General features: G+C 68.1%; 19 protein-coding genes and 2 pseudogenes. 11 read left to right on the plus strand and 10 right to left on the minus strand.

What is annotated here, in order from left to right; translation table 11 throughout:
• Positions 1 to 335 precede the first annotated feature (335 nt).
• Both HTZ82_RS10370 and HTZ82_RS32905 read left to right on the plus strand, forming a co-directional pair.
• A complete protein-coding gene (locus HTZ82_RS10370; RefSeq protein WP_175409037.1) occupies positions 336 to 2072 on the plus strand; it encodes an ATP-dependent endonuclease in 1737 nt (578 codons plus the stop codon).
• The gene (locus tag HTZ82_RS32905; RefSeq protein ID WP_175409038.1) at positions 2069 to 3823 is read left to right on the plus strand and encodes an ATP-dependent helicase; all 1755 of its coding nucleotides are present in this window, start codon (positions 2069 to 2071) and stop codon (positions 3821 to 3823) included. The genes HTZ82_RS10370 and HTZ82_RS32905 overlap by 4 nt, the downstream gene beginning before the upstream one ends.
• 431 nt (positions 3824 to 4254) lie before the next feature.
• Here HTZ82_RS32905 and HTZ82_RS10380 read toward each other — a convergent pair whose 3' ends face one another.
• From HTZ82_RS10380 to HTZ82_RS10405, 6 genes are all read right to left on the minus strand, one after another.
• Positions 4255 to 4494, minus strand: a complete 240-nt coding sequence (locus HTZ82_RS10380; RefSeq protein ID WP_217623885.1) for a hypothetical protein — start codon at positions 4492 to 4494, stop codon at positions 4255 to 4257.
• A 160-nt stretch (positions 4495 to 4654) separates the two neighbouring features.
• Positions 4655 to 5197, minus strand: coding sequence for an NUDIX hydrolase (locus tag HTZ82_RS10385; RefSeq protein ID WP_175409040.1), 543 nt, complete (start codon positions 5195 to 5197; stop codon positions 4655 to 4657).
• 5 nt (positions 5198 to 5202) lie between these two features.
• Positions 5203 to 6324 (minus strand): adenosylhomocysteinase, encoded by a 1122-nt coding sequence (locus HTZ82_RS10390; protein ID WP_175409041.1) that lies wholly within the window; start codon positions 6322 to 6324, stop codon positions 5203 to 5205.
• A 51-nt stretch (positions 6325 to 6375) separates the two neighbouring features.
• Positions 6376 to 6852, minus strand: coding sequence for a hypothetical protein (locus HTZ82_RS10395; RefSeq protein ID WP_309235401.1), 477 nt, complete (start codon positions 6850 to 6852; stop codon positions 6376 to 6378).
• Positions 6846 to 7268 (minus strand): ATP-binding protein, encoded by a 423-nt coding sequence (locus HTZ82_RS10400; RefSeq protein ID WP_175409042.1) that lies wholly within the window; start codon positions 7266 to 7268, stop codon positions 6846 to 6848. The genes HTZ82_RS10395 and HTZ82_RS10400 overlap by 7 nt, the downstream gene beginning before the upstream one ends.
• Before the next feature lie 7 nt (positions 7269 to 7275).
• Positions 7276 to 7713 (minus strand): hypothetical protein, encoded by a 438-nt coding sequence (locus HTZ82_RS10405; protein WP_254711762.1) that lies wholly within the window; start codon positions 7711 to 7713, stop codon positions 7276 to 7278.
• A 155-nt stretch (positions 7714 to 7868) separates the two neighbouring features.
• Here HTZ82_RS10405 and HTZ82_RS10410 point away from each other — a divergent pair, with 155 nt between their 5' ends.
• The 3 genes from HTZ82_RS10410 to HTZ82_RS10420 are packed head-to-tail and all read left to right on the plus strand — an operon-like array spanning position 7869 to position 10387.
• A complete protein-coding gene (locus HTZ82_RS10410; RefSeq protein WP_175409044.1) occupies positions 7869 to 8972 on the plus strand; it encodes a DNA-binding transcriptional regulator in 1104 nt (367 codons plus the stop codon).
• A 16-nt stretch (positions 8973 to 8988) separates the two neighbouring features.
• Positions 8989 to 9654: a YdcF family protein gene (locus tag HTZ82_RS10415; RefSeq protein ID WP_175409045.1), complete on the plus strand. Its 666-nt coding sequence runs from the start codon at positions 8989 to 8991 to the stop codon at positions 9652 to 9654.
• Positions 9599 to 10387 (plus strand): WbqC family protein, encoded by a 789-nt coding sequence (locus HTZ82_RS10420; protein ID WP_175409046.1) that lies wholly within the window; start codon positions 9599 to 9601, stop codon positions 10385 to 10387. The genes HTZ82_RS10415 and HTZ82_RS10420 overlap by 56 nt, the downstream gene beginning before the upstream one ends.
• Before the next feature lie 116 nt (positions 10388 to 10503).
• Here the strand turns inward: HTZ82_RS10420 and HTZ82_RS10425 are convergent, their stop codons facing one another.
• From HTZ82_RS10425 to HTZ82_RS10435, 3 genes are read right to left on the minus strand one after another with little or no spacing between them, the layout of a single operon-like run.
• Complete coding sequence (locus HTZ82_RS10425) at positions 10504 to 11073, minus strand: DUF6262 family protein (RefSeq protein ID WP_175409047.1); 570 nt, start codon at positions 11071 to 11073, stop codon at positions 10504 to 10506.
• Positions 11070 to 13604, minus strand: a complete 2535-nt coding sequence (locus HTZ82_RS32910; RefSeq protein ID WP_175409048.1) for a tyrosine-type recombinase/integrase — start codon at positions 13602 to 13604, stop codon at positions 11070 to 11072. Before HTZ82_RS32910 ends, HTZ82_RS10425 begins: the two co-directional genes overlap by 4 nt.
• On the minus strand, positions 13601 to 14779 hold the full coding sequence (locus tag HTZ82_RS10435; RefSeq protein ID WP_309235402.1) for a tyrosine-type recombinase/integrase: 1179 nt from the start codon (positions 14777 to 14779) through the stop codon (positions 13601 to 13603). Before HTZ82_RS10435 ends, HTZ82_RS32910 begins: the two co-directional genes overlap by 4 nt.
• 84 nt (positions 14780 to 14863) lie before the next feature.
• On the opposite strand from HTZ82_RS10435, the pseudogene HTZ82_RS31785 reads away from it, so the two are divergent.
• The 3 genes and pseudogenes from HTZ82_RS31785 to HTZ82_RS10450 all read left to right on the plus strand — a co-directional run.
• Positions 14864 to 14974 (plus strand): annotated as a pseudogene (locus HTZ82_RS31785) (DUF4244 domain-containing protein); the annotation flags it as partial.
• 55 nt (positions 14975 to 15029) lie between these two features.
• Positions 15030 to 15371, plus strand: coding sequence for a TadE family type IV pilus minor pilin (locus tag HTZ82_RS10445; RefSeq protein ID WP_175409077.1), 342 nt, complete (start codon positions 15030 to 15032; stop codon positions 15369 to 15371).
• Positions 15372 to 15454: 83 nt separating this feature from the next.
• A pseudogene (locus HTZ82_RS10450) lies at positions 15455 to 15688 on the plus strand (Rv3654c family TadE-like protein); the annotation flags it as partial.
• Between the two features lie 40 nt (positions 15689 to 15728).
• Here the strand turns inward: HTZ82_RS10450 and HTZ82_RS10455 are convergent.
• Positions 15729 to 18359: a DEAD/DEAH box helicase gene (locus tag HTZ82_RS10455; RefSeq protein ID WP_254711764.1), complete on the minus strand. Its 2631-nt coding sequence runs from the start codon at positions 18357 to 18359 to the stop codon at positions 15729 to 15731.
• 78 nt (positions 18360 to 18437) lie between these two features.
• Between HTZ82_RS10455 and HTZ82_RS10460 the strand changes: the two genes are divergently transcribed.
• The 3 genes from HTZ82_RS10460 (at position 18438) to HTZ82_RS10470 (ending at position 22433) form a co-directional block, all read left to right on the plus strand.
• Entirely contained in the window at positions 18438 to 18791 is a 354-nt protein-coding gene (locus tag HTZ82_RS10460; protein WP_003967428.1) for an STAS domain-containing protein, read from the plus strand.
• A 537-nt stretch (positions 18792 to 19328) separates the two neighbouring features.
• On the plus strand, positions 19329 to 19787 hold the full coding sequence (locus HTZ82_RS10465) for an ATP-binding protein (RefSeq protein ID WP_175409049.1): 459 nt from the start codon (positions 19329 to 19331) through the stop codon (positions 19785 to 19787).
• Positions 19788 to 20039: 252 nt separating this feature from the next.
• Positions 20040 to 22433 carry a sodium-translocating pyrophosphatase gene (locus HTZ82_RS10470; protein ID WP_175409050.1) on the plus strand — a complete coding sequence of 798 codons (2394 nt, stop codon included), beginning with the start codon at positions 20040 to 20042 and terminating at the stop codon, positions 22431 to 22433.
• Positions 22434 to 22497: the final 64 nt, after the last annotated feature.

Below are 22497 nucleotides of genomic sequence, written 5' to 3' on the forward strand. Positions count from 1 at the left end.
GCCACTCGGCTTCTGGCACGGCGGCCTCTTCATCCCGAACTACGTGCGGGGCGGTCGCTGAGGTGTGCTCGGCAGGTGCGGCGGTCGTCCGAGGCCTGTGGCGGACGGCCATGGTTGCTGTGCTTCCCTGTTGTACAGCCGAGCCTGGGCCCGCGGGACAGGAAGCGTGGACTGCGCGGCCGAAGGTACTGCGGCCGCGGTGCGTTACTACCCCTCAAAGCCGAACATCCGTACGACTTTGGGGCGATCTGCCAGAACTATATTCCAAGGCCGCGGGGCACCCTCTATGGTAGATCCACAAGTTTCGAGCACTCAGCTTGCAGGGGGCACCGATAATGCGGATCAGCAGACTGCGAATCAAGAATTTCCGCAATCTCGCCTCGGTTGACATTCCGCTAGGTTCCTACAACGTGGTCGTGGGCGAGAACAGGGCCGGAAAATCGAATCTCGTTCATGCCTTGCGCCTACTTTTTGATCCGACCCTCCCAAACAGTGACCGAAACCTCCGTCGCGAGGACTTCTGGGACGGCCTCGCGAAAGGCAAGGTGGATTGGGACCCCTTCGTTGAGGAAGCCGAAATATCCATCTCGGTAGACATTGAAGACTTCGAGGATGAGGATCGCGCTGCAGCCGTACTGTCAGGCGCCCTGGTCAGCAAGTCACCGCTTGTTGCTCGACTTACATTCAAATATGCACCTAAGGATCTGCCGGGTGATGCAACGGATGCCACAACCTACCGAGGTTTCATCTTCCAGGGTGACGATGAAAGCAACTTCATGCCAGCGGAACTCCGCGGATTCCTGCACATGGCCTTTCTCCACGCCCTAAGAGATGTCGAGTCAGACGTGACGAACTGGCGCCGTTCGCCATTGCGTCAACTACTGGAAGCTGCCGCCGATTCATCGACGGCAGAAGAACTTGCGAAGATAGCTCAATCTATTGAGCAGGCCAATAGTCAAGTCAGCGCTCTGCCATCCATTAAGGATCTCGGTGAGAAAATCACAGAGCTGATGACTGACATGGTGGGCTCATCCCACGCACTTCAGTCAGAACTCAGTGTGGCCTCCACGGATCCGCAGCGTCTGATCCGGACGCTACGTGTATTCGTCGATGGCGACAACAAGCGTCCCCTGTCGAGTGCAAGCCTGGGAAGTCTTAACATCCTCTATTTCACCCTAATGGAACTAGGGTTGGAACAGCGACTGGCCAAGGAGATTGCTCACGCTATCTTGACCATTGAGGAACCGGAAGCCCACCTTCACCCTCACCTGCAACGCCTGGTTTTTCGCCGTCTTCTAGAAAACCCCAGCGACACGCACACTGTCTTCGTTACAACCCAATCTCCTCATATTGCAAGCGTCGCCGGACCACGAAATATCATCTTCGTGCGAAGCGAGGAGGACCGCTCCACCGTACTCTCCGCAGCGGATGTCGACCTTACTGACGAGGAGTGGGAGGACATCACTCGTTACTTGGACGTCACGCGTGCTGAGATGATCTTTTCCAAGCGCGTACTCCTTGTCGAGGGCTACGCGGAACAGGCAATCATCCCTTCCTTGGCCGAGGCTATGGGGTACGAGCTAGATAAGCATGGCATCACCGTCTGCGCGATCCACGGGACCCATTTTCTTCCATACATCAAATTTTGCAGGGCAGTCGGCATCCCATGTGCGGTCATCACAGACGGCGACGAGACTGGTCCCCGAGCAAACGGAAGAAAGGTGGTCACCGGTCGTGTTCGCGCCCGCAGGTGGTTGACAGCCCTCGCAGAGCAGCGCACCGCTGAAGAAGCTGGCGTGTTTGTGGGAAATACCACCTTCGAGTACGACCTGGCGGCCGCTTCAGATGCCAACCTTCGGGCCGGCATCGCCACGCTCAAGGAACTCGCCCGTACTCAGCAAGCGCTCCAGGATATTGCATCTTGGGGCGGCTCGCTGCCGACGTACAAAAAGTACCTGGGAATGATCGGCCGTGTTGGTGGTAAGGGACGCTACGCTAACGCCGTCCTAGGCTATGAGTTGGACTGTCCCGCCTATGTACAGAAGGCCATTGAGTATCTGGTGGCAGAGTGAAGCCCCTCTCAGAGTCCATCGCAGAGCTAGAACGGAACGAACGACAATGGCAAGCCTTCAATGTTGATGGTCACTGCGTGGTTTCCGCTCCTCCTGGAAGCGGAAAAACTAAGTTGCTCTCGACCCGTATCGCCTTCGATCTGGCGACTCACATTCCTGCACCACAAGGTGCAGCGTGCGTCACGTTGACGAATGCTGCGGCTAGCGAGCTAAACCGTCGCGTCCGTGCGCTAACGGATCAACGGCGACGAAACCTGTTTGTAGGCACCGTTCACGCTTTCGCGCTCAAGGAAATTATTCGCCCCTTTGCCTCAGTCTGTGGTTACCCAGACCTGCTTGATCGGAAAATTGCAACCAATAAGCAGGTCAATGCTGCATATCGCGAGGCTGTATCCGAGGTCTACCTGCGCGGTGAAGATACTCGAAACGTCGTGTCTACGGCGAAGCAGCATCTAACGATGCTGGCCACCGAAGATGAGTGGCGTAGAGCGGGCCCACGCATTCAGAAGGTGGCTCATCGGTACTCAGAGATCCTGGCCACTCAGGGGCTTGTCGACTTTAACACGCTGATTAGATCTGCATTGCGCATGGTGGAGGAGAATTCCTTTGTCCGGCATCTCCTGGTCTCAAAGTTTCCTCGAATCTACGTCGACGAGTACCAAGACCTTGCGCCAGCACTAGACAGGATCGTGCGGTTGCTCTGTTTCGGCGAGAAGAGCAAGGCAATTCTTTTTGCCGTGGGCGACTATAATCAGGCGATTTACGGTTGGCTCGGAAGTCGACCCGAACTTCTGAAAGAACTTGGTGCACTTGATGGCGTGACAAAGGTTGAACTTAAGGTCAACTACCGCTGCGCTCAAGAGATCATCGATGCCGCCAATCGCCTCCTAGAGGTTGGTGGGGTCGAGGGAACTCGCAGCGGCGGATCAGTGGAGGCCCACTACTGCCCTGGCACCCTTCTCGTCCAATACAACAAAGCGGCTAATTCCATCGCACGACTGATTTCCAAGGGGGTTCCTCCCCATGAGATTGCCGTGCTGTGCCCAACGAATGATCACTCGGCGCGCTTCGTCAATCTGTGTCGACAGATTGATATTCCAGCAGTTGACCAAGGGTCTCCTTATGTCTCAACCACCTTCACGGCACTGATTGAGCAATTGGCGGTATGGGTAGTGCACAGCGACGACTACTCGATCGAAAGGTCGCGGTTGCTCCTAGAGTGGAAATACCTGCAAGAGGAGGTACCAGACGGGCTTGACTCAGAAGTGGCACTCTTGAAGGTGCTGAGGGATACACAGCCGACCGAATCTGCCAGCTCGTTCCTAAGCCGTCTTATGTCGAGCGGGCCGGGCGACGAATCTGGACTTCTTCGCCCGGAGGATGAGACGTCCTACGTCGAGCTACGAGCGATGCTTGATTCAGGAGGAGAGTTGGCGCAATGGACCGTTAGTGAACTGAGCGAACGGGGTCGCCGGAATGGCCAGGTTCAGGTTTGTACGATGTCTTCAAGTAAAGGTCTTGAGTTTGATTACGTGTTCATCATGTGCGCCAACGACGGCATAATTCCACATTTCTCTTCCCAGTACTCGGCGGTAAAGATGGCAGAGGATCAGCGGAAGTTCTACGTATCGGTCACGCGAGCAAGGCTAGAAACGCACATTTACTACTCGGACCGAAGTGAATGGCTGACCACAGGAAATAGTCGCCAAAGTGGCCCCAGCCGGTTTCTACGCCAGATGAGGCTCGCATAGCGATTTGCCGTTCCGCCTGTGCTCTGCGAAGTCCGTCCACTCGCCGGCGACCGATTCACGCCGCGTAGCCCCATGGCTGCCCTCCCAGGTGTCGTGGGCCAGCCTCCCGCAATGAGACGTCTAGGACTGTTTCACCCGCAAGGTCATGGATCTAACCGGCAAATCAGGTCCGATTCATATCAAGGGGTCGAGGGCCAGATTGCCATTGATGCGATACGCGCAAGACAGGAACTGTGCTGACAGTCGAACAGCTCCCTTGACGCTGGCCTTCAACCAGCTAGTCCTCCAGCAGTATTTTGCTGTCTGACCTGCAGGTTTCGCTGGGCGGCTGGAGTGTAGCGGGACTTTGATCGCGCGGGGGCGGCCTCACGGAGACCGCCCCTCGTTCGTGCGAAAACGCCGCAGGTAGTGCACGTTCGGCTTGGGTCCTCCTACAGCCCGTCGGTGTTCAGCTCAGCCAGGTACTCCCGCAGGAACCGGCGTGTCTGATCGTCGGTGGCGCCAACGTATCCGGTGTCGAAACGACTGTCTGCCCAGGACGTCTTACCACTGGCGCGGATAAGCAACTGACCGCCCGTGATCCGGTAGTGCCGGTATTCGGTGAAGTTCCTTCCCGACGAGCTGGTCCGCTTCTCAAAGCCCTCGTTCTGGTCCAGCAGTTGCTGGCGCACTTCCCTCGTCAAGCGCATGACCACCCCCACACTTCGTAACGGTGAGGGGATCATGCCACGCCTCAGAGCCTCAGCCCCGGCGGCCGAGGTCAGTGGCCGCCGAGGCTTCGTGCCAGGGCTACATGTGCAGCCGCCGTCCCGGCCGACTATGTCGCGGTGCTCAACGAAGGGTCTCTGTGACCCGCTGCCGCAGCTGGGCATCGGACAGCTCCTCGAGGTTGCGCCAGGTGGCGCCCGAGACCTCCTCGGTCTGGAGTTCGCCGATGTCGGCGGTGGTGCGGAAGAGGAAGCGGAAGTCGAAGTGCTGGTGGGCGGGCTCGTCCTTGGCGGGGTTGGCGTTGATGGGGTGGGCGTCGATGTGGAGCGGGATCTCTCCGTCCGGGGTGATGACGTGCGGCGGGATGCCGGTCTCCTCGGTGAGCTCGCGTCCGGCGGCCTGGAGAAGGGTGGCGTCGGAGGCTTCGAGGTGGCCGCCGGGCAGCAGCCACTTCTGGGTTGCGTTGTGGAGGATGTGCAGGATGCGGCTGTCGGGGCCGATGAGGATCGCTCCGGCGGTGACGTGGCCGGGCAGGGTCTTGCGGCTGGTGAGGTCGTCGCCGTCGTCGAGGAGGCCGAGGAGGACGCCGAGTTCGCGCTTCTCGTCGGGGTGCTGGTCGAGGTAGGCGGTCAGCGTGGTGCGGATGTGGTCTGCCGTGATGGCCATGGTGATCACCTGTTGAAGTAGTTGAGCCAGGTCGCCGCGATAGCGGCGCGGTCGGCCGCGGGGACCTCGTGGATCCCGGGGGCGAGGTCTTTGCGGGTGAGCATCCTGATCGCAGCGAGGATCTCGGCCTGGACCAGGAAGATGAACGGCCCAACGCTGGCGCCGTGGATGAAGTTGACGGCGTTGCCGCCGTTCGCCAGATAGAAGTAGTGACCGGTGGTCTGGTAGCGGGTGACGTGGTCTCCGACGGTGGTGCGGGTGTAGACGTCGGGGAGTCCGGCGAGGTCGAGCTCGTCCTCGCTGGAGGTGACGGTGGCGACGTAGGCGCCGTTGCGGAGGTGGGCGAAGTCCTCGCCGCGCAGGGAGATCGCGCCGGTCGCGCAGAGGACCAGGCCGGCGCCGGTCAGTGCGGCTTCGCGGTCGCGGGCGACGGTGAAGCCCTGGGAGAGGGCCTGGGTGCGGCGGACGGGGTCGATGTCGAAGACGGTGACCTGGACGCCCTTGGCGTGCAGGAGCCGGGCGATCGAGCTGCCGAGTTTGCCGAAGCCGATCACCAGGGCGGGCCGTCCGTGGGGGATGTCACCGCGTCCGCGCATGACGGCCTCCGTGGAGAAGACGACGGACTGGCCGACGAGGAAGTCCTCGGGGTCCTTCAGCGGGGACCGGGCGACGGAGATCACGGGGCAGGGCAGCTTGTCGAGGTCCTCGTAGCGGCGGTGGCCGTTCTCGGTGTCCTCGATCACTCCGGCGAGGTGGCCGGTGAAGCGGCTGTGTACTTCTTCGAGGGTGGGGGCGAAGTAGCCGCCAACGTCCAGCAGGCAGGTCGTCTCGCCGGCGGCCCGGGACTCGAAGTAGTCCAGGGCGGTGACGGGGTCGGTGAACAGTTCGCGGGTGAGCGCGTCGACGGGGACGGTGTGCTCGACCTCCCGGCGGGCGGCCGGGCTGATCGACTTGGGTTTGGGCAGCACCGCCGTGAGCGTGGTCATCGTCGCGACGGCGCGGACGAAGGAGGGCCGTTCGGGCAGCAGGTGCGTGACGAGGAAGGACGCGGTCTTCTCGTCGGGGGCGAACTGGCTGGCGATCTTGGCGAAGTAGGCGTCCAGCCGGGCGCGTTCGAAGGTTTCCATGGCAGTGACCTCTCGTGGCGAGATGCGGGCCGTGCATGGGGGCTGGTGGGTTCAGGCGGTGCGGGCGAAGCCGAACAGCAGCCGGTCGGCGGCCAGTGCGGCATCGAGGTAGGTGTCCAGCCGGGAGGCGTCCGCGGACTGCGCGAGCGGGTCCAGGCCCAGGATCAGGGCCGCGTGCCCGGCGTCGTGGACGAGCCGGGTCCAGCTGGGGTGTGTGGGCAGCCGCAGGCCCCAGCGGGCGCTGGGGAAGTGCAGCAGCACCTGGGAGCCGATAATCTTCAGGCGGCCGTGCAGGTCGGGGACGGGTTCCTCGGCTCGGGCGAGGCCGCCGAGGCATTCGGCCAGGTGCCGCATCCGGGCTTCGATCACGGCGGGCGTGTCGTGGCTGGCGCGGCCGGGCCGGTGGGCGAGCAGGATGTGGGCGACGTGCCGGCCGTCGGGGGTGGTGCCGGGCCAGGTCCAGGTGCTCAGCCCGGTCAGTAGCCCGGTCTCAGGGACGGCGGGGGACTGGGGGAGCCGGGTCAGCACGGCTGGACCTCCTCCTGGTGCTGGGCGGTCTTGAACAGGCTCCAGACGATCTTGCCGAGCGGGCGGCGGTCCTCGACGCCCCAGCCATCGGCGAGGACGCTGACGATCCGCAGGCCGCGACCGGTCGTGTCGGTGTCGGCGGGGTGCGCGACCCGGGGCTGCTGGTGGCTGCGGGGGCGGCTGTCGTGTACTTCCAGGCGGACGATGTCGTCGGCGGCCTCCAGCCTCACCAGGAAGCCGTGCCCGGGCTCGCTGCCGTGGGTGAAGGCGTTGGAGGCCAGCTCGGAGACGCAGAGCCGGACATCGTCGGCCGGGCCGTGAAGACCCCACCCGTTCAGGGTCGTGACGGCGAACTCGCGGGCCAGCCGGACCGACTCGGGCCTCGGCTCGAAGTACTTCTGCTTCGCATCAGGCATCGGGGCCTCACGTATCGGTGTCCAGGGCGGGGGCGGGGCCGCAGCGGCGGCGGACGTGCTCAGGGGTTCCTCGGGCGGGCCCGGAGTCGGCCGGGCGGCCGTCGCGGGGCCTTCGGATCGCCAGCAGCCGGGCTCCGGCCGAGGTGATGCGGGCCTGCCGGGCGGCGGCTATCGACTTGGGGCCCAGGTGCGAGACGGCAGGGACGACGACGCCGTAGGCGTCCGGGAGTTCCAGGACGTCCAGAAGGCCGGTGAACGCCGCCGAGCCGTCGGTGTTCACCGTGCGTTCGATGAAGACCCCCGACAGCGTCAGCTCGTGCTGGTGGCAGTACTCGGCAAGGGAGGCTCGCAGTGCCTCCTGGCGGGCGGCGGAGACCCGCACCAGCCGCAGAAAGCCGTAGACAACCGGGCCGCGGACGCCGCGATGCTCGGTGAGGGGTTCCATCTTCGTGACCGTCCAAAATCCGGGTAACGGGGTGTCGCCGCCCAGCCTGTCCCGTCCCCAACCCCCGGCCAATGACCGTCTGTTGCACTTCCGTGGCAGTTCTGTCCCCCACCCGTACTTCGCGTGCTTCGATGGCTGCGGGAAGGGAGCGACGCGTGGCGACCGTGCACCACTGGACCGGGCTGGAGGCCAAGGCCCTGCGGCTCGCGCTGCGGATGAGCGTGAGGGGGTTCGCCGAGCATCTCGGCGTGGCGGTGAGGACCGTCTCCAACTGGGAGAAACACCTGGCCGCGACCGAACCCCGTCAGGACACCCAGGCCATCTTGGACACCGCGCTGGCCCGCGCGGACGCCGCGGCCCACCTGCGGTTCGAGACGTTCCTGTCCGAAACCGGAGCGGCCGGCGCCTCCGGGGGCGTCCGCCGGGTCACCCCCAGCGGGCCGCTGGCCTGGGAGTACGAATCGTGGACGGACGACCTGGACCGGGTCGTGGTGGCTCTGTCCAGGCAGGACTTCCCTGCCGCCGACAGGCTGATCAGCCGGTGGACGACCCGGTTCAAGCCCTCTGCGCTGGACGACAGGGGCCTGTATCTCCTCGCCCGCTCGACCGCTCTGCTGGGCGACCTCCAGCGCGACCAGGGAGCCCTGATCGGTCCGCTGTCGGCCCAGCACTCCTATGCCGCCGCCAAGTCACTGTTCACCCAGCTCGACATCCCCCGCCGGATCGCCCAGCTCGACCTCTCCCTCGCCGTGGTCACCGAGATGACCGGGAGGCTGGAGATCGCCGCCCGCCAGTACGAACACCTCGCGGTCGACGACCGGCTCTCCCGCCGCGACCGTGCCCGGTCCCGGCTGTGGGTGGGAACCGCCCTGAGCAAGGACGGCAACCACGACTATGCGGCCCGTGTCATGACCGCCGCGACCCGGGAGTTCGAAGACCTCTCCGAACCCGAGGACTGGTCGGTGGCCCACCAGAAGCTCGCCCTGGCCCACCGAGGCGCCGGTGACCTGGCCTCCGCCCTGCACTTCATCACCGTCGCCCGCAACACCGCCTCCACGGACGCGCCGATGCAGCGGGTCCGCCTGGACACCGCCCACGGACACATCCTGCTCAGCGACCCCGCGACCCGCGATGATGGCCTTCACGTCCTCGACCAAGCCGCGAGGGTGGCCGAACGTTTCAACCTCAGCCACCAGCTCGCCAGCATCGAGAACATCAAGGCCATGAGCGAGGGGCCCGCCGGCCCCCGGCGACGGTGACCAGGGAGAAGATCGCGTGACCGACAACCAGCGGACGATCACCGAGGACCAGTGGCGCAAGGCCAAGCTGATCTGGGACTACCACCAGATGGGCCACGACTTGGCCCCGGCCGACGTCGCGATCGGGCTGGGCAGCCACGACCTCGGGGTCGCCGCGGCCACCGCCGAGCTCTATCACTCCGGCCTGTTCCCGACCGTGGTGTTCACCGGCGGCAACAGCCCCACCACCGCCAAGGTCTTCCCGCGTGGTGAGGCCGTCCACTTCCGCGAGCACGCCATCGAGCTCGGCGTCCCCGCCGAGGCGATCCTGCTGGAACCGAACGCGGCGAACACCGGGCAGAACATCACCCTGTCCCGTCAGGTCCTCGCCGCCGCCGGGATCACCCCGACGACGGTGCTGCTGGTCTCCAAGCCCTATATGGAAAGGCGATCGTTCGCCACCGCCCGCAAGCTGTGGCCCGAGGTCGAGGTGCTGTGCGCGTCTGAGCTGCTGGAGCTGGACGACTACCTCAAGAGCATCGGTGACGAGAAGCTCGTCCTGGACATGCTCGTCGGCGATCTCCAGCGGGTGATCGAGTATCCCAGGCTCGGCTTCGCCATCGACCAGGATGTCCCGGAGGACGTGCATGACGCGTACGAGTCCCTCATCCGCGACGGCTTCACCAGCCGCCTCATCTCCTGACCGACCGGCCGGCGGGCTGTGCGCGATCCACCAGCCCAACCTGTTCCCGCGGCTGACCACGCTGGCCAAGCTGTTCGCGGCGGACACCTGGATCGTTCTCGATGACGTCCAGTTCACACGCCGCGACTACCAGCACCGCAGCCGCCTGGCGGCCCTGGAGGCCCCTGAGAAGATCCGGTGGCTGTCCATCCCCACCCACCTGCCCCAGGGCCGCCAGACCGCCATCCGCGAGGCTCTGATCGTCGATCCCGCCCTGGCCCGGCGACGGACCCAGGCGATGATCCGGCAGGAATACCGGTCCAGCCCGCACTGGCCCGCCCTCCAGCAGGCGCTGGAGCCGGTCTGGGCGGCGTTCGACACTGGCCGGACCGCCGCCGTCGCCGCAACCTCCACCCGCGTGCTGCTGGACCTCCTCGGCTGGCGGGGCCGCGTCCTGACCGCGAGCCTGCTTCCCGCCCGCCCCGGGCGGTCCGAGCGGCTCGCCAGCCTCACCGCCGCAGCCGGCGCCGACGCGTATCTATGCGGGACCGGCGGGATGACGTATCTCGACCCGGCCCCGTTCACCGCCCGCGGCATCGCCGTCGCCCCGTTCCTGCCACCGGCCGCCGGGATCTGGACCTCCGCCCGGCGCGTCACCTCCCTGTGGGCCCTGGCCCACCTCGGCCCCGACGGCCTTGCCGCCCGACTCCGGACCCTCACTAAAACACCGGACTCGCTCGAAGCCGCGGCCTGAGCACGTATCGCTGTACTTCCCCTTCTCGAGGGGGAGGGAAGTACAGACGAACGTGCTCAACCGCGTGTGCGAATCTCGCCGGACCCTGGGAGACCGACGGCCAGCCGGCCGGGGCGTCAGGACGACCGGTTCTGTTCCCGCATCATGTTCCTCATCGCTTCACGGACCGCGATCAGGTCGTCCTGGGTCTCCTGCAAGGCATCTTGCAGGCCCCGCCGGTCAGCCTCCGACGCGGCCAGCCGCCCCTCCAGCTCCTTGTTGGCCGCCTGCAGCTCGTTGACGCGGGCCGCGAGTTCCTTCGCGCCGGTCTGGTGCAGCTGCTGGCCCAGGTGACGCTGGACCGCGTCCTTGAGGCGGTCCCGTTCCTCGCGGACAGCCGCGAGCTCGGCCCGGGCCAGCTCCAGGTCGGTGGCCAGGCTCGCAGCGCTCGCGCGGCCGCCCGAGGTCTTCTCACGGGCCTTCGTCCCGGCCTGGCCCTTGCGGGCCTCCTCGATGTACTCGCGCATCCCTGCCGAGTAGACCAGCCAGTTCGACACTCCGGCCGCGCGGGCGACGCCGAGGAAGGTGATCGTCTCGCCCTTGGCCTTCATCGCGTCGACCGTGGACATCACCCGGGCTCGCTTCTCCTGACTGTCGCGCTGGCGGGACTCCAGCAAAACCTGAGCGGGGGTCCTCGCGGCCGTCACCGGCCCTCCCTGGTCCTGTTGCGGCTGACCACCGTCAGCGGCAGCAGCGGGCGCTCTCCGCTGGCGGCCCTCACCTTGCGAAGCACCTTCGCGGCCTCCTCGACCTGGTTGCGCTCGTCCTCGGGCAGGTTGCTCATGTACTCCTTCATCTTCGCCCCCACCTGCTGGAAGGCGGCAATCTCCTCGCCCAGACCCCGTGTGACGAACTCGGCGGCCCCGGTGGCCATGGCCATCTCCCGGTTGCCCTTGAGCGTGCGGATGTGGTCCTCGACCGCGGGCAGGTAGGACGGGTCGGGCCGGTAGTGGCCGCAGCCGGCGCACTGGAACCGGATCGGACATGCCTGACCGCCGGCCTTCACGTTCGACGGCTCGGTGCAGTTCCCGAACGGCACCGCCACCGATCGCAGTTCGTAGGACGTGTTCGAAGCCATCGGGGCGGGCAGGCCGACACGGTCCATCACGTGCTGCCGCATCGTCTTGACCGCCTCCCGCTTCCGCTTCAGGGAGACCTTGTAGTACCCGGCCGTGGTGTTGGCCGAGCGATGGTCCATAAGGTCACGAAGGACGTCCTGCGGGACGCCCGCGTCCGCGTGCCGCTGGCAGTAGGAATGCCGGAAGGCGTAAGGGTAAATTAGCGACCTGTCGAACGGCAGCGGTGTGCCGTCCGGCCCCAGCGTCTCGGAGTCGATCCGCTCCAGGGACCGCACCCAGGCCCGCATCGCGCGGGAGATGCTGGAGCTCTCCATCTGGTGGTGGGCCGTGTTGTTCGTGATCGCCGGGAACAGGAAGCGGGCACTGTTCGGCGGCAGATCCAGTCCCGCCCGCCGGGCCTTCCAGGCGTTGATGACATCCACCGTCTCCTGGGTGACCGGCAGACGCCGGCGCAGACGCTTGCTCTTGCGGTTGTCCCAGATCAGCTGGTGTTCGTCGCCGTCCTTCTCCAGGCAGTCCAGGACCAGCCGGGCAACCTCCTGGGGCCGCCGGCCGGTGTCCCGCAGCACGACGTAGGCCGTCTGGAACATCGCCTTGATGTCCCCGGCCGCCATCCTGCCGTAGGGGATGCCTTCGCCGAGGAGGTGAAGCTGCTGGTCGAGCTGGCGGATCACCGACTCCGGGATGGCCTTGCCGGTCTCGTCCTCGTCCTGGACCTCGTCGGGGATGCGATGCGAGCTGTGCCGGGCGAACGGCCCCGGGACCTGGTCCAGCAGCCCGTTGCGCCGCCCGTAGTCGATCACCTCGAAGAAGTTCGACAGATAGAGCCGCTTGCCCTTCGGCCCCATGTCCGTGCCGTCCCAACGCGGCATGACACGGAAGGCGTCCACGATCACGTCCATGTCGGCGAAGGCCAGCTTCGTCGGGTCCATACCGCCGCCGGGCAGCCCGTAGAGAGCCTGGGAAGCCACCACCAGCCCCCGGAAGGCATATCGCAGAGCCCTGCTGTCGGGCCGGACCTTGTCGACCCACGTCATCGCAAGCTGCCGCATCCACGGCTGCTGGATCTCCGTGAAGTCGATCTTGCCCTCGCGGACCCGGACCCCCGAAGCGCTGAACACCGACGGAATGTCCAGCTCCGTGAGGTCCCAGACGGTCCCGTCCGTCGGCGAAATGCCCTGGTAGTCCTTGTAGGCCCGGTCGATCGTGCGGCGCGTCTCCCGCAGGAAGCTCCGAACGGCGCACTCGGTGACCTCCTCCAGACGAGGGTAGGCATCCCCGCTCGCGGCGATCGATGACAGATCCAGCAGGCGCTTCACCGCCAGCCGGACCGCCCGCGGGCTGAAGACCATGCCGCGGGCTTCCCGCTGCTGCATCGCGAACAGCAACTCCAGCCGGACGGTCTCCTGAAGCGGGTGCAACGAGAACTGCCCGGTCGTCATGAAGGGGAACCGCGTTGCCGCCCATGCCTTCCGCGCTGCCTCATCGCCGATGTCGAGGCCGTGCTGTCCAGAGTGCTTCTTCCAGTCCTTGCGGTGGTTCAAGCACAGATTCTCGGCCCGGCTCGCGTCGTGAGCGCATCCCACGATGCGGCAGGCGGGCATCGGGCCGTAGGGCTTCTTCGTGGCCACCCAGTCCTCGAAGACCGTGTCCGGGCGAGCCTTGCGAACCTGGTGCCAGCGGGACATGTGGGCAGCACACATGCCTTGGTTGTGGCTCTCGCGCTGGCACGTCCCACCGCCGATCAGGCAGTTCGGCCGCCGGGCTCCGACCAGCCGGTTCGGAGTCGGCACATGCGTCGAGTTGAACGTTTCTGCATCGAGCTTGCCCGCCCGGAACGCGATCCCGCAGATCGAGCAGTGGCTCCTCGTCGCCACCACGGTGTCGCACCGCTCGACAAGGCACCTGAACAGGGTGGTGCGGGGGTTGTCCGGATCGCCGGTGAACAGCATCAGCTCCGGATCCCACTCGCCCGGCCGCCAGTCGGGCACCAGGGCGTCGCGGAGCCAGCTTCTCCAGCCCTCCAGAGCGGCGCGGGTGTAGAAGCCGTCCGCCGGCCGCTTCGGCTCGGGCAGAGCGGTGACGGTGGCGATACTCACGAGCTGGCCTTTCGGTGTGCGGCGCCGCGTTCAACGGCCTCGCGCCGTTCCTCGCTGGTCGAGTGGATGTAGGGCTCCATGGACTGGCTGGAGACGTGCCCCATGAGGTCCTGGACGACATCACGATCGACGCCGCCGCGGATCCACCGGGTGGCCGCCGAGTGCCGCAGCATGTGCGGCCGGGCAGCGAAGTCAGCCTTCTTCGCGAGCCGGTCGAACAGGTCCTTGGCGCCGTGGTACTTCATCGGCTCGCCCAGCGGCTGGCGGAACAGGTTGACGAAGACCATGTCCGACTCGGCCGCCTCCGCGACGGCGTTCCGTTCGTGCTGGTACTCCGTGTAGAGGCCGACGACATCGGTCTCCACCGGCACCGAACGCGGCTTGCGCGACTTCGCCAGAGCGCCGTTCGCGTTGTTCGCCCGTCGCCGGATGTGGACATGCGGACCACGCTCGTAGCAGCCCAGCATCCGTGAATCCGCCAGGAAGTGCATGTCCTCACGCCGGAGCCCGAGCACCTCACCGATCCGGGCCCCGGTGGCCGCGAGCAACGTGACCAGGAACCGGTCCCGGGCGTTGAGGGTCAGCCCAATCAGCGTCTCGATCTGCTCAGACGACAGCCACTCGTAGCCCTCGACAGCAACCCGGAACTTGATCGTCCTGGCCCTGACGACCCGAAACTGCCCGTCCTCGCCCGCGTCGTAGCCGGGCGGAAGGTGCCGTAGGAACTTCGGCTCCCAGAGCATGTTCACGACCTCGGGCGGCACCCATCCACGGGTCGAGCAGAAATCGAGGAACCTCGCCGTGGTGGAGAGGATGACGTTGGCCGTCTTCTCCTCCCTGTAGCGCGGCTCGGCCGACGCGGCGCGGCCCTTCGGCGGCAACGGCTCTTCGACAAGCCAGCGCAGGAACGCTGAGAGCTGTCCCAGCGTCGGACGGGTCCAGTCGATCCCGCGCCCGGCGCAGTACGACAGATAGAGCGCAATCCGCCCCGCGTAGGTCCGCTCGGTGTTCACCGAGGACTCCGGGCCTCGCAGGTTCTCCAGAAAGGCACACGCTTCCGGGTGCAGCTCGTACCCGGCACTGATCACCGCCCATGAGACCGAGCCGTCAAGCGGTGAGATCGCCCGCTCGCTACGGAACGGACGGGCATCGACGGCAGCCGTAGCCAACGTCACAGAAACCCCCCGAATAGTTGTGAGGCACGTAGGTGGAGGCAAGACGTACCTCACGTGCCAGAGAGCAAGAACAACCCCAAGATAACGATCGCCGCGTGTGCCTTCGCGGCGGTGCTGTACAAGGTCGTCACGAGCGACGCTGTGTCGGCGGGCCTGCGCTCGGCGATCGGGAGGGCGCTCGATGCGCCGTTCTGAGGCCGCACGCCCCGCCCGCCGCCCCGGCGGAAGGGTCCGGACCGATCGGGGCTCCGTGACGGCGGAGGCGGCGCTGGCGGTGCCCGCACTGGTGGTGTTCGCGCTCGCCCTGCTCTGGGGTCTTGCCGCGGCGGCTGCGCACATCCAGTGCGTGGACGCGGCGCGGGCGGGGGCCAGGGCGGCGGCCCGGTCGGAGCCGGAAGGTTCCGCGGTGGCCGCGGCCCGGGCGGCCGCACCGGACGGTGCGCGGGTTTCGCTGGAGCGGAACGGGGAGCTGTGGCGGGTACGGGTCGAGGCGCCCGCACCAGGGCCGGCCGCGTGGGCCATGACGCTGCGGGCGGACGCGGCCGCTCTGGCCGAGGACACGGTGGGCGCCGAACCGGAGGCGACGCCGTGAGCGCCGCGGAAGCCGCCGGCTGCGGCACGGCCGGGGGCCGGCGCGGTGCACCGCGGCGGGCCGGTGACCGGGGTTTCGCGACCGTGTGGGCCACCGTGACGGCGGGCACGCTCTGCGTGGTCTTCGCCGCGGTGCTCGCCCTCGGGCAGGCGGTGGCCGCCCGGCACCGCGCAGGCGGTGCGGCCGACCTGGCGGCCCTCGCCGCCGCCGACCGGGCGCTGCGGGGCTCCGCGGCCGCGTGCGACGCCGCTGCCCGGGTTGCACGGGCGCAGGGCGCCGAGGTGGTGCGGTGCGCTGTGCAGGGCGAGGTCGCCGAGGTGACGGCTCAGGTGCGGATCGGCCCGTACGCCCCGCGGATCAGGGCGAGGGCGGGCCCTCCGGGGGCTTGGCCTCCGCCGGCGGGACCTCTGTCGACGGGCGACCCCCACGCGGGGCCTCCGCTGACCGGTCATCCGCCGAGCGCGCTTCCGCCGGCTGGTCCTCCGCCGACTGGGCCTCCACATGCTGAGCTTCCGTCGGCCGGGCCTCCGGCTGCGGGTCCTGCGGGGCTCTGCGGAGGAGTTCCGTGAGGAGGCGGACGGCGCCGCGCTTGTGGAGCGGGTCGTTGCCGTTGCCGCACTTGGGGGACTGGATGCAGGACGGGCAGCCCGCGTCGCACTCGCAGGACGCGATGGCCTCGCGGGTCGCCGTCAGCCAGGCGCGGGCCGTGCGGAACGCGCGCTCAGCGAAGCCCGCGCCGCCCGGGTGGCCGTCGTACACGAACACCGTCGGCAGCAGCGTGTCGGGATGGAGCGGCACGGACACGCCGCCGATGTCCCAGCGGTCGCAGGTCGCGAACAGCGGCAGGAGCCCGATGGACGCGTGCTCGGCGGCGTGCAGGGCACCGCCCAGCTGCTCCGGGTTCACCCGGGCGGCGTCCAGCTGGTCCTCGGTCACCGTCCACCACACGGCCCGGGTGCGCAGGGTGCGCGGCGGCAGGTCGAGCTTGGTCTCGCCCAGCACCTCGCCCGTGATGAGACGTCGGCGCAGGAAGGAGACGACCTGGTTGGTGACTTCGACGGACCCGTAGCAGAGCCGGCCGTCCCCCCAGGGGATCTCGGTGTCGGTCTCCAGGACGGAGATGGAGGTGGTGTCACGGGCGGTGGTCGAGTACGGCGGGCTTGCCTCCTCCACCAGGGCGACGGACTCCTTCAGGTCGAGCTGCCGCACCAGATAGGTGCGCCCCTGGTGCAGGTGGACGGCGCCCTCGTGGACCGAGGCGTGGGCGGCCGACGCGTCCACCGTGCCGAGGAGCCTGCCGGTGGCCGCCTCGACGACCTGGACCGGGCTGCCGCCCCCGCCCCGGATGTCGGTGAGGTCGGAGGCGCGTTCCCGGCGGGTCCAGTACCAGCCGGAGGCCCGCCGGCGCAGCAGCCCGGCGCCCTCCAGCTGCGGCAGCAGACCGGTCGCCGCCGGCCCGAAGAGGGCGAGGTCGGTGTCGGTGAGCGGGGCCTCGGCGGCCGCCGCGCACAGGTGCGGGGCGAGGACGTACGGGTTGTCCGGGTCCAGCACCGTCGACTCCACGGGCTGCCGGAACAGCGCCTCGGGATGGTGGACGAGATACGTGTCCAGCGGGTCGTCGCGGGCCACCAGGATGGCCAGGGCACCCTGCCCCGAGCGGCCGGCCCGCCCCGCCTGCTGCCACAGCGAGGCGCGGGTGCCCGGGTAGCCGGCGATGACCACCGCCCCAAGGCCTGACACGTCGATGCCGAGCTCCAGGGCGGTGGTGGCGGCGAGCCCGAGGAGTTCACCCGAGTGGAGGGCCTGCTCCAGGGCGCGCCGCTCCTCGGGCAGGTAGCCGCCCCGGTATGCGGCGACCCGGCGGGCGAGCGAGCGGTCGACCTCGGCGAGGCGCTCCTGCGCGATGACCGAGATCAGCTCGGCGCCGCGCCGGGAGCGGACGAAGGCGACCGACCGCACGCCCTGCACGGTCAGGTCGGTGAGCAGGTCGGCCGTCTCGGCGGTGGCGGTGCGGCGCACCGGGGCGCCCTGCTCGCCGTGCAGTTCGGTGAGCGGCGGCTCCCACAGGGCGAAGACGAGTTCGCCGCGCGGGGACGCGTCGTCGGCGACCTCGTGGACGGGCCGGCCGGTGAGGCGGCCCGCGGCGACGGCCGGTTCGGCGGCGGTGGCGGAGGCGAGGAGGAAGACCGGTTCGGAGCCGTACCGGGCGCAGAGCCGGCGCAGGCGGCGCAGCACCTGCGCGACGTGCGACCCGAACACGCCCCGATACGTGTGGCATTCGTCGATGACGACGTAGCGCAGCGCGCGCAGGAAGGAGGACCAGCGGGGGTGGGACGGGAGTATGCCGCGGTGGAGCATGTCCGGGTTGGTCAGCACGTAGTTGGCGTACTGACGGACCCACTCGCGCTCCTCCACGGGCGTGTCGCCGTCGTACACGGCCGGGCGGATCCGGTTGCCGAGCGGTGCCGCGAGGGCTTTCACGGCGCGTCGCTGGTCGGCGGCGAGCGCCTTGGTCGGCGCCAGGTACAGGGCGGTCGTGCCCCGCCCGTTCGCCGCCTCGGATCCGTCCAGGAGGGTGGACAGGACGGGCGCCAGGTAGGCGAGCGACTTGCCGGACGCCGTGCCGGTGGCGATCACCACCGACTCGCCGTCCAGCGCGTGCTCGGCGGCGGCCGCCTGGTGGGCCCAGGGGTGGTCGATGCCCGCCCCGTGAATGGCGTTGATCACTTCCGGTCGGATGCGATCGGGCCAGAGGGCATGCCGACCCTCTCTCGGGGGCAGGTGCTCCGTATGAGTGATGCGCGCAGCCCGGCTCGCCCCCGCGGTGAGCCGGTCGAGGACCGCGCCGGGGGAGGGGCTGTGGGCCCCGCTCTCGGCAGGGCGACTGGGGCGGTGATTCCTGGCCATCGGCACCGAGTGTGTCACCGGCGTGACGGACAATGCTCCCAAGGCGTCGTGCATGGCTGCTGGTAAGTGATTGAATGCCATCGCGGCTGGCGATCTGTCCCCTGGCTCCGTCGGGGAGACTCGGGGGCGACCGCTCGATAGCAAGGTGCTGGAGGATCCGTGGACCTGTCCCTGTCGACTCGCAATGTGTCCGGCCCTGGTGGCGACCGTACGGTCGTCGAGGTCGGTGGCGAGATTGATGTCTATACCGCGCCCAAGCTGCGCGAGCAGTTGGTCGAGTTGGTCAATGACGGCAGTTACCACCTGGTCGTCGACATGGAGGGCGTGGACTTCCTGGACTCGACCGGCCTCGGCGTGCTCGTGGGCGGCCTGAAGCGTGTGCGGGCCCACGAGGGCTCGCTCCGTCTGGTCTGCAACCAGGAGCGCATTCTGAAGATCTTCCGGATCACAGGCCTGACCAAGGTGTTCCCGATCCACACCACGGTCGACGAGGCCGTCGCGGCCACCGACTGACGGACCGCAGGCCCGTGGCCGGCACCGGTGAACCGGAGCGGTCACGGGTTGGCGGTCCGATGCCGGACCGGCCACGGCCGCCCGCTCGGCTGTCGACCGGCGGGGTTCCGCGCCCACGACAGGGCGCGCGCATCTCCGGGGCCGCAGTCCGGGCAGCGCCGGCAACCAAGGCGGCGGGGCTTCCGAAGCGGGCTTCCGAGGCGGGGCTTGCGAGGCGAGGGCTTCCGAAGCGGAAGCTTCCGAAGCGGAAGCCTCCGACCGGCCCGGGTGGCGCCGGTGCCACCGGCGGACCGCCCGAGCAGCGCCGCTGGAGGCTCCGTGCCGGCTCCAGCGCGGCGGCGGCCGGGCCTGAGGCCGCACCGAAGGCCACCGGGCGCGAGGCTTCGCGTCCCGGTTTCCCTTCCGCTCCGCTTCCGGTCCGGTTCGCATCCGTTCCGGACGCTCCGGGCCGCACCCGGGGCCCGGAGGCACGGCGGAGGTGACGGGCGCCCGGCCCGCTCCTCCGAGATCCACGCTCGTACGCCCGAGGGGGACAGCATGGCCACCGTCGAACTCCGCTTCAGCGCCCAGCCCGAGCACGTCAGGACGGCCCGCCTCGTGGCGGCCGCCGTCGCACGCCGGGCCGGGGTCGACGAAGCCGTACTGGACGAGCTGAGGCTCGCCGTCGGCGAGGCCTGCTCCCGCGCGGTCGGCCTGCACCGCAGCAACCACGTCACGGCCCCCGTGCGGGTCCTGCTGACCGAGGAGGAGAAGGCGTTCTCCATCGAGGTCGGCGACGAGGTCCCGGGCGCCGGAGTCGCCGCCGCCGACGCCGCCGGCGTCCCCGGGGCGCGCCGCGGCGCGCCCGCCGAGGAGTTCGACGACGCGGAGGGCGAGGACCAGATGGGCCTCGCGGTCATCAGCGGCCTCGTCGACGACGTCGAGGTGTCCGCGGGCGAGCGCGGCGGCGTCATTCGGATGAGCTGGCCCAGGACACGTTCCGTCGACGCGTCCTGAGCGTCCGCGCCACATCGTCGCCTCTCCCACGGCCCTGCTGAGCAGGGCCTTTTTCATTTCCGCGGATCTTCACGCCGGCGTCAATGCTTTCGCCCCATTACTGCGTCCGGGTGTATTTCGGCAATCGATCACCAATCGATCATTTGCCGACCGGCAAGCCGCGGTCAATTGTGTTCTCCAGCGCCCTGTTTTGATCGGGTTCCGCTCCCTAGAATCCGTCCACATCTTGAGCTCTGACGTCAAGGAGGACGAATGGCGGGGCTCCTCGACCCACAGCAGTCCTACGACTCGGTCTCTCTCGCCGCCGCGGTTCTCACCGACGAGAACCGGATCATCGTGATCGTCATCGCGGCCGTGGCGCTGATCGCCCTGATCGTCGCCCAACTGCTCGTACGCCAGGTACTGGCGGCCGGCGAAGGCACCGACGCGATGAAAAAGATCGCAGCGGCGATCCAGGAAGGCGCAAACGCATATCTCGCACGGCAGCTGCGGACCGTGGCGGTCTTCGCCGTCGTGGTGTTCTTCCTCCTCATGCTGCTTCCGGCCGACGACTGGTCGCAGCGCGCGGGGCGCTCCCTCTTCTTCCTCGTCGGCGCGCTTTTCTCCGCCGTCACCGGATACCTCGGCATGCGTCTCGCCGTACGCAGCAATGTGCGCGTCGCCGCCGCGGCGCGTGAAGCGACGCCCGGGCCCGGCGAGCCGGAAAAGGATCTGACGGCCGTCTCGCACAAGGCCATGAAGATCGCTTTCCGTACGGGCGGAGTCGTCGGCATGTTCACCGTCGGCCTCGGCCTGCTCGGCGCCTCCTGTGTCGTCCTCGTCTACGCCGCGGACGCCCCCAAGGTCCTGGAGGGCTTCGGCCTCGGCGCCGCGCTCATCGCCATGTTCATGCGAGTCGGCGGCGGCATCTTCACCAAGGCGGCCGACGTCGGCGCCGACCTCGTCGGCAAGGTCGAGCAGGGCATCCCCGAGGACGACCCGCGCAACGCCGCCACCATCGCCGACAACGTCGGCGACAACGTGGGCGACTGCGCGGGCATGGCGGCCGACCTGTTCGAGTCGTACGCCGTGACCCTCGTCGCCGCGCTGATCCTCGGCTCGGCGGCCTTCGGCGACCTCGGGCTCGCGTTCCCCCTGATCGTGCCGGCGATCGGCGTCGTCACCGCGATGATCGGCATCTTCGCGGTGGCGCCGCGGCGCGCCGACCGCAGCGGGATGACCGCCATTAACCGCGGTTTCTTCATCTCCGCGGTGATCTCCCTCGCCCTCGTGGCCGCCGCCGCCTTCGTCTACCTGCCCGGTTCGTACGCCGAGCTGGAGGGTGTCACGGACCCCGCCGTACAGACGCACGGCGGCGACCCGCGCGTCCTCGCCCTCGTGGCCGTCGCGCTCGGCATCGTGCTGGCCGCGCTCATCCAGCAGCTGACGGGCTACTTCACCGAGACCGGCCGACGCCCCGTGAAGGACGTCGGCAAGTCGTCGCTGACCGGCCCGGCCACCGTCGTCCTCGCGGGCGTCTCTCTCGGCCTGGAGTCGGCCGTGTATACGGCGCTCCTCATCGGCCTCGCCGTCTACGGCGCGTTCCTGCTCGGCGGCGCGTCGATCATGCTCGCGCTGTTCGCCGTCGCGCTCGCCGGCACCGGTCTGCTCACCACGGTCGGCGTGATCGTCGCCATGGACACGTTCGGCCCGGTATCCGACAACGCCCAGGGCATCGCCGAGATGTCCGGCGACGTCCAGGGCGCGGGCGCCCAGGTCCTCACCGACCTCGACGCCGTCGGCAACACCACCAAGGCCATCACCAAGGGCATCGCCATCGCCACGGCCGTACTCGCCGCGGCGGCGCTCTTCGGCTCGTACCGGGACGCCATCGCGACCGCCGTCGCGGACGTCGGGGCCAGGGCGACCGAGATGACCCTCAGCATGGACATCTCCCAGCCCAACAACCTCGTCGGCCTCATCCTCGGGGCCGCGGTGGTCTTCCTCTTCTCCGGGCTGGCCATCAACGCCGTGTCGCGGTCGGCCGGCTCGGTCGTCTACGAGGTGCGCCGCCAGTTCCGGGAGCACCCCGGGATCATGGATTACAGCGAGAAACCGGAGTACGGGCGCGTCGTCGACATCTGCACCAAGGACGCCCTTCGCGAACTGGCGACCCCCGGCCTGCTCGCCGTGATGGCGCCCATCGCGGTCGGCTTCACGCTCGGCGTCGGCGCGCTCGGCGCGTTCCTCGCGGGCGCCATCGGCACCGGCATCCTCATGGCGATCTTCCTGGCCAACTCGGGCGGCGCCTGGGACAACGCCAAGAAGCTCGTCGAGGACGGCCACCACGGCGGCAAGGGCAGCGACGCACACGCCGCCACGGTCATCGGCGACACGGTCGGCGACCCGTTCAAGGACACCGCAGGTCCGGCCATCAACCCGCTGCTCAAGGTCATGAACCTGGTGGCGCTGCTCATCGCCCCCGCCGTCGTGCAGTTCGGCTACGGCGACGACGCCAGTCCGGGCGTACGGGCGGCGGTGGCGGCCATCGCGATCGTCATCATCATCGCGGCGGTGTACGCGTCCAAGCGGCGCCGTGTCGCCGGGGACGACGAGGACACGCCCCGGCGTGTCGCGGGCTCCCCGGACGAGGCGCCCGTGCCCTGACTCGCAGCGTCCATGACACAAGATCAGGGGCCCGGCGTACGTGTCCGCTTGAGGGCGCGGACCC

This window comes from Streptomyces sp. TRM64462, assembly GCF_013362995.1.
Lineage (GTDB): Bacteria > Actinomycetota > Actinomycetes > Streptomycetales > Streptomycetaceae > Streptomyces.

What these genes read in the sequence shown, in the direction of transcription:
- HTZ82_RS10390 (WP_175409041.1), bottom strand. Translation starts at nt 6,324, where the DNA reads ATGGAAACCTTCGAACGCGCCCGGCTGGACGCCTACTTCGCCAAGATC.
- HTZ82_RS10370 (WP_175409037.1), top strand. Translation starts at nt 336, where the DNA reads ATGCGGATCAGCAGACTGCGAATCAAGAATTTCCGCAATCTCGCCTCG.
- HTZ82_RS10465 (WP_175409049.1), top strand. Translation starts at nt 19,329, where the DNA reads ATGGCCACCGTCGAACTCCGCTTCAGCGCCCAGCCCGAGCACGTCAGG.
- HTZ82_RS10470 (WP_175409050.1), top strand. Translation starts at nt 20,040, where the DNA reads ATGGCGGGGCTCCTCGACCCACAGCAGTCCTACGACTCGGTCTCTCTC.
- HTZ82_RS10400 (WP_175409042.1), bottom strand. Translation starts at nt 7,268, where the DNA reads ATGCCTGATGCGAAGCAGAAGTACTTCGAGCCGAGGCCCGAGTCGGTC.
- HTZ82_RS10455 (WP_254711764.1), bottom strand. Translation starts at nt 18,359, where the DNA reads ATGGCATTCAATCACTTACCAGCAGCCATGCACGACGCCTTGGGAGCA.
- HTZ82_RS10420 (WP_175409046.1), top strand. Translation starts at nt 9,599, where the DNA reads ATGACGCGTACGAGTCCCTCATCCGCGACGGCTTCACCAGCCGCCTCA.
- HTZ82_RS10385 (WP_175409040.1), bottom strand. Translation starts at nt 5,197, where the DNA reads ATGGCCATCACGGCAGACCACATCCGCACCACGCTGACCGCCTACCTC.
- HTZ82_RS10405 (WP_254711762.1), bottom strand. Translation starts at nt 7,713, where the DNA reads ATGGAACCCCTCACCGAGCATCGCGGCGTCCGCGGCCCGGTTGTCTAC.